The following is a 14,277-nucleotide window of genomic DNA, read 5'->3' on the forward strand; positions in this document are numbered from 1 at the left end:
CCACCCACCTCGGGGATCTGGTGTAGGCGGGTCCCACAGGCCCAAACGCCCGGACGGGGCGCCCCCCTCCAGCTCCCTGCCGCTCGACTACTTCCAGTCGAACCGGTAGGCCCGGTAGGTGTTCACCCCGGCCGGGAACTCGGCGTTGAACAGCAGCTTGCCGGACCGGCTGAACTCCGAGACGTAGGGCAGCGAACCCCAGCCGACCACCAGGTCCCCGCCGCGCAACGGCTGCGCGTTTCCCTGCGAGGAGGCGCTGAGCGCCTCCGGCTGGTCGACCGAGTCCACCAGCGTCGCCCGGTGCGTCCGGACGTCCAACTGCACCGTCACCACCCGGCTGTACGGCAGCTCGCTGACCGCTCCGGACCCGGTGTTCGCGGCGCCCGCCGACTCGTTGTCGAAGAACGTGTACCGGCCGTCCCCGAGCGGCTGCGGGTCGTGCTGCCAGGCGAAGATCCGCCCGGCGTTGTTCAGCACCTGACCGGGCGCGGCGACCGGCTCGAACGAGCTGGCCTTGCCGCCGAGTTGCCAGATTGTCCGGCCCGTCGTCCGCGAAACCTCGTACGTGGTCCAGGTATTGCGGGCATCGACGAGCAACTTCCCGTTGCCGTCCGGCTTGACGGCGTTGATGTGGAACCAGTCCCACGGCGTGCTCGCCGAGGCCGGCAGCGGCTGCTCGCTCTGCGCGTACGGCACGTGGTCGGCGCTGTCCCACTGGAACAGGACCTTGCCGGTGCGGATGTCGATCTCCTGCACGATCCCGTCGATCACCTTCTGGTCGGCGGGGCCGCCGATGGAGGTCAGATCGGCGGTCTTCTCGGCGTAGGACAGCACCAGCGCGGTGTTCTGCGGCGTGATCAGGAACTCGTGGCCGTCGGTCGCGTCACCGTTCCCGGCCCTGACCTCGGCGATCTTCTGGTACCGGTCGTTGTAGATGTAGTCCACGCCATCGGCCAGCCCGCCGAGCCCACTGCCCTGCCACCAGGTCAGCACCGGCTTGCCGTGGTACGTCTGCTTCTTGAAGTCCGCCGCCGTCTGCCCGGCGGGCACCGCGTGCGACCAGACGGTCTTCCGCCCGTCCTGGCTGAGGATCTCGACGCCACTGGCGTACTGACTCGTCTGCGAGGACGGCGCGATGAAGATGTCCCCGCCACCGGCCCCCGCCCGGTCGGTCAGCACCGTCACCGGCGGCAACGGCAGACCACCCGTCGCCGAGGCGGCGGTCGCCGGCAGCCCGCCCACCACCGCCACGGTCGCCGCCACCGCCGACGTACGCACAGCCCAGCTGTTCTTTCGCATGATGACCCTTCGTCAGACCCGAAGCCGAGCCCGAAGCCGTTGGCGCACGCCGAAGCACGACGACGCACGACAGCCCGCAGGGCTGCCGCCGCGCACGTCAACTGCACGCGCCCAGAGGAATGTTGGATTCGCGCGCGGCTGCCGTCAGCGGCACGCAGATGACGCAGATGAAAGGGGCCGACGAGAGCGGCGCCACCCCGACACCGTTGGGCGGGGCTGGGCGGATCCCGTCAGAGGCGACCGGACTCTCGCGAGGTGAGGACTCTCAGCAAGAGCGACAGGCAGCGGAACAGACCCGCAGGAGGTCGATATGACCGCGGGTCGTCAGGGCAAAGCCACGCTGCTGCATGTCGGGGAAAGTAGCGGCCCCCACCACCCGCCGTCAAAGCCTGTCCGCATCGTGAGTAACAGAGTCCACCCAGCGGAACGCGAGGCCCTGCACGGTGTCCGACGGCAGCCGGTCGGCACCGGCCGAGAAGTGCTCGGCCGGTGCCGACCGGGGGATGAACACGGCCCCGCCGAAGGGTGGGCCGACCAGCTGCGTGTGGCTACTTGAGCGGCGTGCCACCCGAGTTGCGGTACGCGATCGTCTTGTTGATCAGGTTTCCGCCGTCGGACTCGACCGTGGTCTGTTCCTGCTGCCCCGGGCCGAACAGGAGGGCGGCGACGTGCGCGTTCGCCACCTGATCCATGTGCGAGAGGAACCAGTCGACCTTGTCGTCCTTGTAGTGGCCGAAGGTGTTGTTCTGCGCCATGTTGCCCAGGGGGATCTGCCAGAGGACCACCGGCTTGCCCACCGACTCGGCCATCGTCTTGTACCACCCCAGCGCGGCAGCGGCCTTCTGGTCGTTCCAGAAGGTGTCACGCCCGCCGTTCGCCGGCACCGCGTACCAGCCGGCGTCGCGGTCCACCACGTCGGCGACCAGGAAGTCGGCGTTCTTCGCCCCGAGGGCCGAGTAGTCCTTGACGCATCCCTGCATGTTGCTCTGCCAGTCCCAGCAGGTGAGGTGGAACCCGGCGCCCGTGTTCGGCGCGTACTTGTGCGCCATCGTTATCAGGCACTGGGCCAGGCCGACGGCGCTGTTCTCCTGCGATCCGCAGTCCGTCGGATTCGCGGCCTCGACCTGCGCGGCGATCTGGTGCGGATTGCCGAGCGACCGGACGTAGCCCCAGAAGTCGGGCTCGATGTCGATCATGTCCTGCGAGTTGCCGATCTTCTGGAGGAAGAAGCGGTAGTCGTTCATGTAGCGGGTGAGCAGGTCGGCCCTGTTGATGGCGATGACCTCGCCCGGACCGTCGCCCTGGCCCGCCATGTCTCCGAGGTCGCGCAGCGAGTACCAGGTCCAGAAGTTCTTCTGCGGGCGCGGCTTGCCCTGGTACGTCACCTTGGTCACGTGGTCGTCGTTCCAGGTCACGTAGAAGCCGGGCGCCGTGGTCTCGCCGCTCCAGCAGCCCCACCAGCTCGACCAGGCGGCCTTGCAGAGCGATGCCGAGTAGTAGTCCGACGAGGGCGCGGGCTGGCTGTGCACGTAGGCGTACCGCACGTCGAACGGCGCGGCGTTCGCCGAGGCGTCGGTCATCGAGCCGCCGAGGAGCACCGTGTTACTGCCCATGAAACTCTTCGCCGAGCCGCCGCCCGGCGCGGCCGGCGTGCTGGGCGCAGCAGGCGTGGTGGGCGCGGCGCTGCTGCCGGAGCTCCCCCCGCTCCCGGTGCCGCTGACGCTGTCGGCCGGGACGAGCTGCCACTGCTGCTGGGGGCCGTCCCAGTCGTGGAACTGGGCGATGTGGCTCCCGTCGGCCTTGGCGCCGCCCGGGACCTCAACGGCCTTTCCACTGAAGCGGTTGATCAGGCGCACGTAGCCGCCCGACGAATTCGTCACGTGGAACTGCTGGTTGGCGCCGTTCAGATCGCTCCACTGCACCATCTCGGAGCCTTCGCTCTTCGACCAGTTGTAGTCGTCCAGCACCTTGCCGGAGTTCCGGTTCTGCAGCCGGTAGTTCCCGTCACCCGAGTCGATGAACTTCCACTGCTGATTGGTCCCGCCGTTACTGCTCCACTGCACCACCGAAGCACCGTCGTACGTCGCGGAGCCGAGGTCGTCCAGCACCTCGCCGGTGCTGCGGTTGACCAGCACGTACCAGGCGCTCGTGTTCACGGTTCCCGCCGAGGCCGTGTTGACCACGACCACGGAACCGCCCACGACCGCCAGGCCGACGGTCGCCCAGAGACTCCGACGCTGGTACAACCGACGGCGACGATGCGTCTGCCGCTGCCCCGAGTCAGCCGAGCGGGACGACGCACGACCACGGCGGGCGCGGCCGCCAGGCGACGCCTCCGGCGACGTGGATGGGCGAGGGAACATGTCGATGCTCGCTTTCAGCCTTTGCCTCTGACCAGACCGCCTGTCCGGACACCACCCAGTTGTCACCGCCCCCGAAAAGGTTGCCCCGCACCGCGAAGATTTCGTCGGGCCCCCACGCACCGGCCGACGATCACGTCGCCGGGCAGGGGGCGGCGGCACACCCGAGAGTTCCGCTCGCCGACCCACGCATGGCAGTACATCGAGCCCAAGTGCCCGACTCCCATGGTCATCGAAACGCGAAAACCCCAGGTCAGAGATCTGACCTGGGGTTTTCCATGGAGCCGCCTTCGGGATTCGAACCCGAGACCTACGCATTACGAGTGCGTTGCTCTGGCCAACTGAGCTAAGGCGGCACCACTGCCGGGCATCATCCGCGAGACGCGGTTGGTGTCGGCAACGCGGGCAAGTCTACACAGGTTTACCCGGTGCTCCGTACCAAGGTGGGGCGGGTGGGGCTGGAGGGGTCAGCTGGAGGAGGTGGCGAGCTTGGCGGCGAAGCCGGCGAAGAGGAGGGCGACGCCGCTGGTGAGGCCGGCCGAGAGGCGCTTGCGGCGGCGGAAGGCGGCGGCCAGGGAGGTGCCGGCGAAGATCAGCGCGGTGAGGTAGAGGAAGCTCAGGGACTGCAGGATGCCGCCGAGCAGGGCGAAGGAGAGCACCGGGGCGCCGTAGTGCGGGTCCACGAACTGGGTGAAGAAGGAGAGCAGAAAGAGGATCGCCTTGGGGTTCAGCAGGCTGACCACCAGGGCGCGGCGGAACGGGCGCTCGGCGTCGGCGGTGGGTTCGGCAGCCGGGTCCTCGGTGGCGGCGGGGGCGTGGTGCTCGCGCCACAGGGCACGGGCCGAGCGGAGCATGTTGAGGCCGAGCCAGAGCAGGTAGCCGGCGCCGCCGAACTTCACGACGGTGAAGACGGCCGGGTTGGTGCGCAGCAGCGAGGCGGCGCCGAGCGAGGTGAGGGTGATCAGGGTGAAGTCGCCGAGGAAGACGCCGGCTGCGGCGCGGTAGCCGGTGCGGACGCCCTTGCGGGCGGCGACCGAGAGGACGTAGAGCGAGTTCGGGCCGGGTAGCAGGACGATCACCAGGGCGCCCAGCGCATAGGTGGCGAGGTCGGTGACTCCGAGCATGGCGGACTCCGTCAGCTGGTCGGCAGGAGAGGGCCGATCATCGTAACGGGCGGAGCGAATAAACCGAATAGGAGTCGGCAGCCGACCGGTGGGCCCGGGGGCCGTGGGCCGGCTGCCGACGACCGGGTCAGCCCTTGTGCCCGGCCTTGAGCTCGGCGCGCTGCGGGGAGGCCAGCCACTCCTCGGGAAGCAGCGACCAGACCTCCTTGTCGTGCCGGACCCCGTTGTTCAGGTAGTACGAGCGCAGCACGCCGTCCAGCCGCATGCCGGCGCGCTCGGCCACCGCCCGGCTGCGCGCGTTGAGGGTGCTGCTGAGCCACTCGACGCGCTGCATGCCGCGCTCGACCAGCGCGTACTCGATCAGGTGCCGGACCCCGGCCGAGATCAGGCCGAGGCCCTCGCCGGCCGGCTCGGCCCAGACGCCGATCTCGGCGACGCCCTGCTTCGCGTTGAAGTGCGGGAACATCACGCCGCCGACCAGCGTGCCGTCCAGCCAGATGCCGTAGGTCCGGGCGGTGTCGGCGGCGGCCTTGTCCGCGAGGCCCTGCAGGGTGCTCTGCGCCGAGGCGAGGTCGGTGGTGAGCGCGGCGAAGCCGATGAACTGGTCCAGGTTGGCCCGGGCCCGATCCATGTGTGCCAGGAACTCCTCGGCGTGCCAGGGCTCCAGCGGGCGAAGCTCGGCGGGCAGGGTGTCGGAGAGCGGTATCGCGAACATCGGGCGGCTCCTCGCGGATGCGGATGTGGATGCGGGCACGGATACGGATACGGATACCGCTCAGGAGGCGACCCGAGCAGTACGTAACAAACGTTTGGTAGGTACCATAGCGCCATGACGCCAGCCCGTGGAGACCATGACGCCCGCCGCCGCGATGTTTCGGAGGCCGTCTGGCGAGTGCTCGCCGAGCGCGGCTTCGGCGGACTCACCCTGCGCGCGGTGGCGGCCGAGATGGGCGCGAGCACCGGACTGCTCACGCACTACTTCCCGAACAAGCGGGCCCTGCTCGCCACCGCGCTGGAGATCCTCTCCGAGCGGTCCGAGCAGCGCCCGCGCCGCACCGCCCCCGCCGAGGGCCTGGCCGCACTGCGCACCGCGCTGCTCGACGTGCTGCCGCTCACCCCGGCGGACGCCGCCGCGAACCGGATCTGGGTCGGCTCCTGGGACGTCGCGCTGGCCGATCCCGAGCTCGCCACCGACCACGCCGAGCGCTACCGCCGCTCCCGGGTACGGATCGCCGAACACATCGCCGCCGCCCAGCGACGCGGCGAACTCCCCGCCGAATCCCCCGCCGCGGACCTTGCCGCCGCCGCCCAGGCCTTCTCGCTCGGCCTGATCGTGCAGGCGCTGATCGCCCCCGAGGAGTTCCCGGCGGATCGTCAGATCCGGCTGCTGGACGACTGGCTGATCAACCTGTCCCTGGGCGAGCTCACTTGGCGCAGCGCAGCCCCTGCTCCGGCGCCGTCCCGTCCAGCAGGTACCGGTTGACCGCGGAGTCCACGCAGTCGTTGTGCCGGCCGTACGCGGTGTGACCGTCGCCCTCGTAGGTCAGCAGCCGGCCCGAGGCCAGTTGGCCGGCCAGCGACTGCGCCCAGGCGTACGGCGTGGCCGGATCCCGCGTGGTGCCGACCACCACGATCGGCTCGGCGCCGTCCGCCCGCACGGTGTGCGCGGCGCCGGTCGGCTTGATCGGCCAGTACGCGCAGGCCAGCGCCATCCAGGCCATGTCCCGCCCGAAGTGCGGCGAGGCCTGCCGGAAGTCCGGCAGCGCCCGGGCGACCTCGGCCGGCGAACCGAACGCCGCCGGCAGGTCGAGACAGTTGACCGCCATGTTGGCGTACATCAGGTTGGGGTACGAGCCGTCGCTGCCGCGCTCGTAGTACGAGTCGGAGAGCTTCAGCAGCGGCCCGCCGTCCCCCTCCTCGGCCGCTGCGAGCGCGTCGCGCAGCGAGGGCCACAGGACGTCGGCGTACATCGCCTGGATCACGCCGGTGGTCGCCTGCGCCTCGGTCAGCTTCCTGGTGCCGTCACCGGGCAGCGGCTCGGCGTCCAGGCCGGCGAGCAGCGCGTCGAGCTTCTGCCCGACCTGCTGCTCGCTGTCGCCGATCGGGCAGTCGCCGCGGGCCACGCAGTCCCGCACGAACGAGCCCCAGGCCGTCTCGAAGCCGCCGGCCTGCGTGCGGTTGCCGGTCAGCGCGTCCAGCGAGGGGTCCATCGCGCCGTCCAGCACCATCCGGCCGACCCGCGACGGGAAGAGGCCGGCGTAGGTGGCGCCGATCAGCGTGCCGTAGGACTTGCCGACGTAGCCGAGCTTCGGGTCACCGAGCAGCGCGCGCAGCACGTCCATGTCGCGGGCCGCCTCGACGGTGCTGAGGTGCCCGAGCAGCGCGCCGGCCTGCTGCTTGCAGCCGGCCGCGAACTCCTGGTCGGCCGCGACCAGCCGGTCGATGCCGGCCTGGTCGGCCGGCTCGGTGTCGACCGCCGCGTAGGCGTCCATCCGGTCGGGCGTCAGGCAGGTCAGCGGGCTGCTCCGGCCGACCCCGCGCGGATCGAAGCCGACCAGGTCGTAGGCGGCCCGGACGGCCGGGTTGTAGCCGTTCGCGACCGCCTCCACGTACGTCACCGCCGAGCCGCCGGGGCCGCCCGGATTGAGCAGCAGCGAGCCGAGGTGCTTCGCACCACCACCGGCATCCGCCTTGCTGCGCACCGCGCTCAGCGCCAGGTCGCCGGCCGCCGGGTGGTCGTAGTCCAGCGGCACCTTGAACGTGGCGCACTCGAAGCTCCGGTCGCACGGCTGCCAGGCGAGCTGCTGCGCGTAGTAGCCGGCCAGCTCGGCCGGCACCGCCTCGGGCAGCGGCTGCAGCGGGGTGACGGCCGCGGCCGTCGGCCCGCCGCTCGGCGCGCTGCCGGCCCTGGTGCCGTCCGCGGAGGACGACGCGTGCTCGGGCGGGGCCGGCGCGTGCCCGGAGCTGCACCCCGCGAGCAGCAGCCCGGTGGCGGCCAGCGCGCCGGCCGACCGGAACAGCGCCGACCGGAACAGCATGGTGCGGCGGATGGCGCGGACGGGCTGAGAGCGGCGCATGCGGAGTTCTCCCCTCGGGAGCCGGCCCGGGGCCGGCGGTGCAGAGCGTAACGGGGCCCGGGGCGCCGAGCTGGGCGCCCCGGGCCTGGCCGGCCTCAGCCGGCCGGGTGGCCGAGCGTGTCGATCAGGTACTGCGCGGCGAGGCGAACCAGCCGCAGCCGCTCGCGGTCCGGCGCGAAGTCCTGCACGACGTCGGAGAGCTTCACCACCGCCCGCGCCGCCTGCCCCTTGCCGTCGTGCAGCGCGGCCTGCAGCCGGCGGGCCGCCGCCAGCCCGTCCGCGTCGCCCTTGGCGGCGGCGAGCAGCAGCTGCGGGGCCGGGCCGGACGGCGCGTCGGCCGCCGCCTGCGCCAGCGCGGTGGCGTCGTACCGGCCGGAGACCGCGGCCGCCGCGCCGTACAGCTCGGGGCGGGTCAGACCGGCCGCCACCGCGCACGGCGCCCCGCCCTCGACGCCCAGCACCGCCCAGCCCTGCGGACCGGGCGGCAGCGTACGGAACGCGCCGGCCACCGCGGTGCGGATCGCCGTGTCGTCGGCCAGCGCCTGCGGGGCGGCCGCGACCAGGTCGCACGGGTGCTCGGTGCCGGTCGGCGCGGCCGGTGCGACCACCACGAACGGGCGGGACCGGCCGAGCTTGATCGCCGAGGCCAGGCCGTCGAAGACGTCGGGCAGCTCGGCGTCCGCCGTCCGCCCGGGGCCGGCCGCGTGCAGCACCAGGACCGGGAAGCGGGCCGCCGGGTCGTCGCCGTACTGCGGCGGCAGCCAGACCCGCACGGCGCGCGGCCGCCCGTCCGCGCCGGGCACCGCGGCCTGCAGCAGCTCACCCTCGGCCGGGTGCGAGAGCGACTCGAAGCGCACCGGCTGCGCGGCCGCCGGGGTGGCCCCGGGCACCAACGCCGGCACCGGCACCGGCTTCGGCGGCAGCGACGCCTGCGCCGACGCTGACGACGAGGACTCGACGGCCGGCGCCCCGGGCACCGGGTGCTCGGCCACCGGCAGGACCCGCAGCGGCGCCTCGGCCGCCACCGACCGCAGCGCGCCGTGCCCGGTCAGCACCGCGAGCAGCGCCAGCGCCGTCGCGGTGCCCAGGCAGACACCGGCGCCGACCGTGCGCAGCAGCGCGGGACGCAGGTCCGCCGCCAGCTCGTAGGCCAGCGCGGCCTGCTCGCCGCGCCAGCGGTGCAGCGCGCCACGGGCCAGCCAGCAGGCGAGCAGCAGGATCGGGACCGCCGCGAGCAGCAGGACCACGGGCACGGGCAACGGCGGACGGAGCACAGAGCACCACCTAGGAACGATCAGCACCGGGCTGCCGGGCCACGGCGTACTCGCCCCAAGCGTGCAAGAGCAGGCCGCCGATCCGGGTGAGCGTCCCGGAGTAACAGCCGGGTTCACTCGGACGAGCGAACCAACGGTCCCTCGGACAGCCCCGCGCGCCGCCCGCTCCCGCTCCCTGTCCCGCCCCGCGAGGCGCGACGGCTCAGCCAGCGCGCAGCGCCACCGTCATCGCCTCGACCGCGAGCAGCGGGTCCACGTTGCGCTCCAGCGCGTTCCGGCAGGCCAGGATCGCCTCGATCCGCCGCAGCGAGTTCTCCGGCCGGCCGCCCGCGGCGATCTTGTCCAGCGCGGTGCGCTGGTCCTCGTTCGAGAGCACGCCGGTCGCGCCCAGCTGGAGCGCGAGCACGTCGCGGTAGAAGCCGAGCAGGTCGAGCAGCGCGGTGTTCAGCGTCTCCCGGCGGGTCCGGGTGGCCCGGCTCTTCTGGCGCTTCTCCAGCTCCTTCACCGCGCCGGCCATCCCGCGCGGCGCCTTGCCGCCCAGCCCCTCGGCCGCGCCGTAGGCGGCCTTGAGGTCGCCGGTCTCCTTGGCGTCCCGGGTCTCGGCCAGTGCCTCGGCGTCCGCCTTCGCCGTGTCCACCAGCCGCTGCGCGGCCGCCAGGCAGCCGCCGATGTCGGCCACCTGGAGCGGGATCCGCAGCACGTCGAGGCGGCGGGTGCGGGCCTGCTCGTCCAGCGCGAGCCGGCGGGACCGCTCGATGTCGCCCTGGCCCGCCTGGGCGGCCAGCCGGGCCACGGTCGGGTCCACTCCGTCCCGCTGCACCAGCATGTCGGCCACCGCCTCGGCGGCGGGCGTGCGCAGGTTCAGGTGCCGGCAGCGCGAGCGGATGGTCGGCAGCGTGTCCTGTACGGACGGCGCGCAGAGCAGCCAGACCGTCCGGGGCGACGGCTCCTCGATGCCCTTGAGCAGCGCGTTCGCGGCCGACTCGGTCAGCCGGTGGGCGGCGTCGATCAGGATCACCGACCAACGACCGCCGGTCGGATAGCTGGACGCCCGGAGCACCAGTTCGCGCATGTCGCCGACGCCGATCGACAGGCCGTCGCTGCGGACGAACTTCACGTCCGCGTGGCTCTCCGCCATCACCGTGTGGCAGCCGTCGCAGAACCCGCAGCCGGGCGTACCGCCGAGCTCCAGGTCCGGGCTGGTGCACTGCAGCGCCGCCGCGAACGCCCGGGCGGCGGTCGCCTGCCCGGCTCCCGGCGGACCGGTGAAGAGCCAGGCGTGCGTCATCATCGAGGCGTTGCCACCGCCCGTCGGCGTGCCGCCGCGCCCGGCCAGCGCGGTCGCGCGGGCCGCCCGAGCGGCGGCGGTCAGCTGCTCGACCACCCGCTCCTGGCCCACCAGGTCGTCCCAGACGGCCACTGCTGCTCCCACGCTTCCACACAACTCGACCGAGCTCACCGGCCCGGACCCGGACACCCGACCCGGGTGCGAGGCTCGCCCCCGAGCATACGGCCCAGTACGGACACTCCCCGGCGCCCGATACCGGCGCAGCCATGACCGGCCATGACCGGCGACGACCGGTCACGGCCCGGGCGCCGCGGCCAGGGAGCCGCAGCGGGTTTACTTGCGGCGCTTGCGGCCCTTGCCGTCCTTGCCGTCCCTCGGGTCCGGCTCGTCACCGTCGGGCTCGGACTGCTCCCAACGCGCCCACTCCTCGCGGGAGCCGAGCAGCGAATCGGTCAGGCTCGGCAGATCGTCCATCGGCGTCGCCTCCGCCCAGGACGGGCGCCGCGGCCGCTGCACCTGCTCGTCGAAGTCGGCCGAAGCCGGCGCCGGGGCAGGAGCCGGGGCCGGGGCGGGAGCCGGGGCCGACGCGGCCGGCGGTTCGGGCCGCCACAGGCCGGGCGGCACCCGGTCCTCGACCGGACGGGACGCCGCGACGGTCGGCGCGGGCCCAGCCGGATCGATCTTCGGGAGCAGCGCGGTGCGGTCCTCCGCCCCGGTGTCGTCGGCGGACACCACTGGCAGCACCGCGGTCCGCTCCTCGGGAGCCTCGGCAGCCTCACCGCGCCCGGCGCCCTCGGCCGGGACGGCCGGCAGCACCGCCGTCTCGTCCGCCGCGCCCCTGGCGGCAGCCGCAGCAGCCTCCGCCGCGGCCACGGCGGCCTGGCGGTCCTGCTCCGAGATCTCCTGGGTCAGCTCCTCGGTGCCGGGCACCACCGGCAGCTCCGCCGTGATCGCGGCCGCGTCGTTCGCCGCTGCGGCGGCCGCCGCAGCCGCCTCCGCGAGGCGGGTGGCCTCGGCCCGCTGCAACGCCTCCTCGGCGCGGCGGCGCTGCTCCTCGCGCTGCACGTCGCGCCGGCGCTGCAGCTCGGCCTGCCGGGCGGCCTCCTCCTCGCGGCGCTTGCGCTCGGCGGCCTCCTCGCGGAGCCGGGCCTCCTCGGCGGCCTTGCGCTGCGCCTGCTCCTCGGCGCGCCGCCTGGCCTCCTCCTCCGCCTTGAGCCGGGCCTCCTCGGCGGCCTTGGCAGCGGCCTCGGCCGCCTTGCGCTCGGCCTCCTCCTTCGCCAGCCGCTCCTTCTCGGCCTGCTCGGCGCGCAGCTGGGCGAGCAGCTCCTGGCGCTTGCGCTCGGCCTCCTCGGCCTCGGCCTTCTTCCGGGCCTCCTCGGCGGCGCGGCGCTCGGCCGCCTCCCGGGCGAGCCGCTCCTGCTCGATCCGGGCCGCCTTCTCCTGCTCGGAGAGCGGCAGCTCACGGTCCAGCCGGTGGCGGATCGCGGTGGTGACGAAACCGGGCTGCTGGCTGCCGTCCACCACGAGGTAGCGGACCGGATCGGCCGCCGCGAGCGCCAGGAAGCCGGCCCGCACCCGGGCGTGGAACTCGGTCGGCTCGGACTCCAGGCGATCCAGCGCCTCGGTGAACCGCTCCCGTGCCTTGGTCGGATCGACGTCCAGCACGACGGTCAGGTCCGGCACCAGGCCGCCGGTCGCCCAGCGGGAGATCCGGGCGACCTCGGTGGCGGCGAGATCACGCCCGGCGCCCTGGTAGGCGATCGAGGAGTCCATGTAACGGTCGGTGATCACCACGGCGCCACGGGCGAGCGCGGGCCGGATCACGTTCTCGACGTGCTCGGCCCGGTCGGCCGCGTAGATCAGCGCCTCGGCGCGGTGCGAGAGGCCGGTGTTGCCGACGTCCAGGACCAGCGCGCGCAGCCGCTGCCCGATCGGGCTGCCACCCGGCTCGCGGGTCAGCACCACCTCGTGGCCCTTGCTGCGGATCCACTCGGCGAGCGCCTGGGCCTGGGTGGACTTGCCGGCGCCGTCGCCGCCCTCCAGGGCGATGAAGAAGCCGGTTCCGGTGGTCCGGTGCGGGGCGAGCTCGCGGCCGGCGCTGAGCGCCGCCATCAGCTCGCGGCCGAACGGCGCGGTGCCGCGCTGGTCGTCCGTCTTGAGCAGCACGAGCGCCGCGAGCACCAGCGTGAGCACGCCGGCCGTGGCCACCGCGAGCGCGGCGCCGCCGTGGATGAAGGTGAAGCTGCCGGGCGCCCGGTTGCCGTAGGTGACCTGGCCGTACGCCGCCGCGATCAGCGGGACGACGACCAGCGCGGCGCCCACCACCATCCGCAGCACCGCGTAGAGGTGCTCGGTCACCTTCGGCAGCCGGGCCTCCTCGACCTCCTGGGCCAGCAGTGCCCGGCCGACGCCGATCACGATCCCGGCGGCCGTCCCGGCCACCGCGGTGAGCAGCAGGATCAGCACGAAGTCGAAGACCAGGCCGGCCAGGATCAGCGCGACGCCCATCGAGAGCAGCGCGACCGCGAGCAGCCGGCGGCGCGAGAGCGTGGGCAGCGTGACCCGGGTCAGCCGCAGGCCGAGCCAGGGCAGGCCGGTCGCGGCGAGCACCAGCAGGCCGTAGCCGACCGGGCCGGCGCCGTGCTCACCGGCCGTCAGCAGCGCGAGCGCGGCGAGGCCCGCCATCGAGGCGTACCCCGCGGCGACCGCGAACGTGAAGAACGGTGCGGAGCCGGTGCGGCCCTTGCTGAACGCCGGGCCCGGCGTCGCGTCGGTCGGCGCGCGCAGCCCCTGCAGCGGGGAGCGCGGGCTGCTCGCCACGGTGGTGCGCGGCAGCTCCTGGAGGTACAGCAGCACGGCGGAGCCCACGAAGAGCAGGGCCGCACCGAGCGCGGCGAAGGTCACCTGGTGCTGGCGCAGCCAGTGCGAGCCGAGCGCTGCGACGAGGTTGCTGAGCAGCGTGAAGCCGATCAGCCCGACCGCGGCCAGCGGGACGGTCGCCCAGCCGGTGCGCATGTCGATGCGGCGCAGCGTGTCCAGGTTGCCGGCTGACGGGCGCTGCTGGGCCTGCGGCGCGTACGGGTTGCCGAGCGGCAGCAGCGCCGGCGCGGTGATGCCCTTGGCCGCCGACCAGACCCGCTCGGCCAGGCCGGCCGCGAAGACGGTGCCGAGCAGTGCCCAGGTGGCCGCCGATCCGTGCACCCAGACCAGCCACCAGGGGGCGACGCCGATCAGCGCCGCGCGCAGCCCGTCGGCGCCGATCAGCGTCCAGCGCCGGTCCAGCCGGTCGGCGAGCAGCGTGTGCAGCGGGCCGAGCAGCGCCACGCCGCCGAGCGCGGCCGCGGCCAGCCGGACCGCGAAGACCACCGCGACGGTGACCGCGAGACCCCGGTAGCCGCCGCCGAACTGGCCGGCCACGGCCGAGGCCGCCACCGTCAGCGCGAGCAGCACCAGGAAGGCCAGCCGGTCGGCGGTGCCGCCGATCAGCTGCGTCACCCAGAGCCGCCGGTAGCCGCGTACCCGGAGCAGCGCCCGGGCCCGCTCGCCGGGCGTACCGGCGGGTGCCACCTCGGGGAGGTCGGGCAGGCCGGCTCTCGCCGCGGCCTCGGCGGTGGGGGTGGGCTGCTCCTCGCTCGTCATACCGTCAGCGTAGCGGGCGGGGCATGGCCGGAAAGGGCGCATGGCGTTCCGCGTCCGGGCTATGACCTGCTTGTGACGCAGCCGGCGGCGTGCTGCCCGCCGGGCCCCGGGCCCGTGGGGCCTGTCGCCCGGCGGGCAACGGACACGGCCGCGGGGGGGGGGGGGGGGGGGGGGGGGGGGGGGGGGAGGGGTGGAGGGAGTGCTATGGGGTACTTT

9 protein-coding genes and 1 tRNA gene are annotated in these 14,277 nt (G+C 73.6%); 1 reads left to right on the forward strand and 9 read right to left on the reverse strand.

Features of this window, described 5'->3' with window-relative positions:
- Positions 1–87: 87 nt before the first annotated feature.
- The 5 genes from AC060L_RS18245 to AC060L_RS18265 form a co-directional block, all read right to left on the reverse strand.
- Positions 88–1,299, reverse strand: a complete 1,212-nt coding sequence (locus tag AC060L_RS18245) for an arylsulfotransferase family protein (protein WP_483799836.1) — start codon at positions 1,297–1,299, stop codon at positions 88–90.
- 548 nt (positions 1,300–1,847) lie between these two features.
- Complete coding sequence (locus tag AC060L_RS18250; RefSeq protein ID WP_483799837.1) at positions 1,848–3,500, reverse strand: RICIN domain-containing protein; 1,653 nt, start codon at positions 3,498–3,500, stop codon at positions 1,848–1,850.
- 438 nt (positions 3,501–3,938) lie between these two features.
- Positions 3,939–4,015, reverse strand: a tRNA-Thr gene (locus AC060L_RS18255).
- Positions 4,016–4,126: 111 nt separating this feature from the next.
- Complete coding sequence (leuE, locus tag AC060L_RS18260; protein WP_483799838.1) at positions 4,127–4,783, reverse strand: leucine efflux protein LeuE; 657 nt, start codon at positions 4,781–4,783, stop codon at positions 4,127–4,129.
- A 127-nt stretch (positions 4,784–4,910) separates the two neighbouring features.
- Positions 4,911–5,498, reverse strand: coding sequence for a GNAT family N-acetyltransferase (locus AC060L_RS18265; protein ID WP_483799839.1), 588 nt, complete (start codon positions 5,496–5,498; stop codon positions 4,911–4,913).
- 114 nt (positions 5,499–5,612) lie between these two features.
- Between AC060L_RS18265 and AC060L_RS18270 the strand changes: the two genes are divergently transcribed.
- Positions 5,613–6,266, forward strand: a complete 654-nt coding sequence (locus AC060L_RS18270; protein ID WP_483799840.1) for a TetR/AcrR family transcriptional regulator — start codon at positions 5,613–5,615, stop codon at positions 6,264–6,266.
- Here AC060L_RS18270 and AC060L_RS18275 read toward each other — a convergent pair.
- From AC060L_RS18275 to tmk, 4 genes are all read right to left on the reverse strand, one after another.
- A complete protein-coding gene (locus tag AC060L_RS18275) occupies positions 6,208–7,860 on the reverse strand; it encodes an alpha/beta hydrolase (RefSeq protein WP_483799841.1) in 1,653 nt (550 codons plus the stop codon). The two genes, AC060L_RS18270 and AC060L_RS18275, sit on opposite strands and share 59 nt — an antisense overlap.
- 95 nt (positions 7,861–7,955) lie before the next feature.
- Entirely contained in the window at positions 7,956–9,113 is a 1,158-nt protein-coding gene (locus AC060L_RS18280; RefSeq protein ID WP_483799842.1) for an alpha/beta hydrolase, read from the reverse strand.
- Between the two features lie 223 nt (positions 9,114–9,336).
- Complete coding sequence (locus AC060L_RS18285; RefSeq protein WP_483799931.1) at positions 9,337–10,554, reverse strand: DNA polymerase III subunit delta'; 1,218 nt, start codon at positions 10,552–10,554, stop codon at positions 9,337–9,339.
- Between the two features lie 201 nt (positions 10,555–10,755).
- Positions 10,756–14,061: a dTMP kinase gene (gene tmk / locus AC060L_RS18290; RefSeq protein WP_483799843.1), complete on the reverse strand. Its 3,306-nt coding sequence runs from the start codon at positions 14,059–14,061 to the stop codon at positions 10,756–10,758.
- Between the last annotated feature and the right edge of the window lie 216 nt (positions 14,062–14,277).

The sequence above is a fragment of the Kitasatospora sp. NEAU-69 genome, from assembly GCF_057158765.1.

What these genes read in the sequence shown, in the direction of transcription:
- AC060L_RS18245 (WP_483799836.1), bottom strand. Translation starts at nt 1,299, where the DNA reads ATGCGAAAGAACAGCTGGGCTGTGCGTACGTCGGCGGTGGCGGCGACC.
- leuE (WP_483799838.1), bottom strand. Translation starts at nt 4,783, where the DNA reads ATGCTCGGAGTCACCGACCTCGCCACCTATGCGCTGGGCGCCCTGGTG.
- AC060L_RS18265 (WP_483799839.1), bottom strand. Translation starts at nt 5,498, where the DNA reads ATGTTCGCGATACCGCTCTCCGACACCCTGCCCGCCGAGCTTCGCCCG.
- AC060L_RS18270 (WP_483799840.1), top strand. Translation starts at nt 5,613, where the DNA reads ATGACGCCAGCCCGTGGAGACCATGACGCCCGCCGCCGCGATGTTTCG.
- AC060L_RS18275 (WP_483799841.1), bottom strand. Translation starts at nt 7,860, where the DNA reads ATGCGCCGCTCTCAGCCCGTCCGCGCCATCCGCCGCACCATGCTGTTC.
- tmk (WP_483799843.1), bottom strand. Translation starts at nt 14,061, where the DNA reads ATGACGAGCGAGGAGCAGCCCACCCCCACCGCCGAGGCCGCGGCGAGA.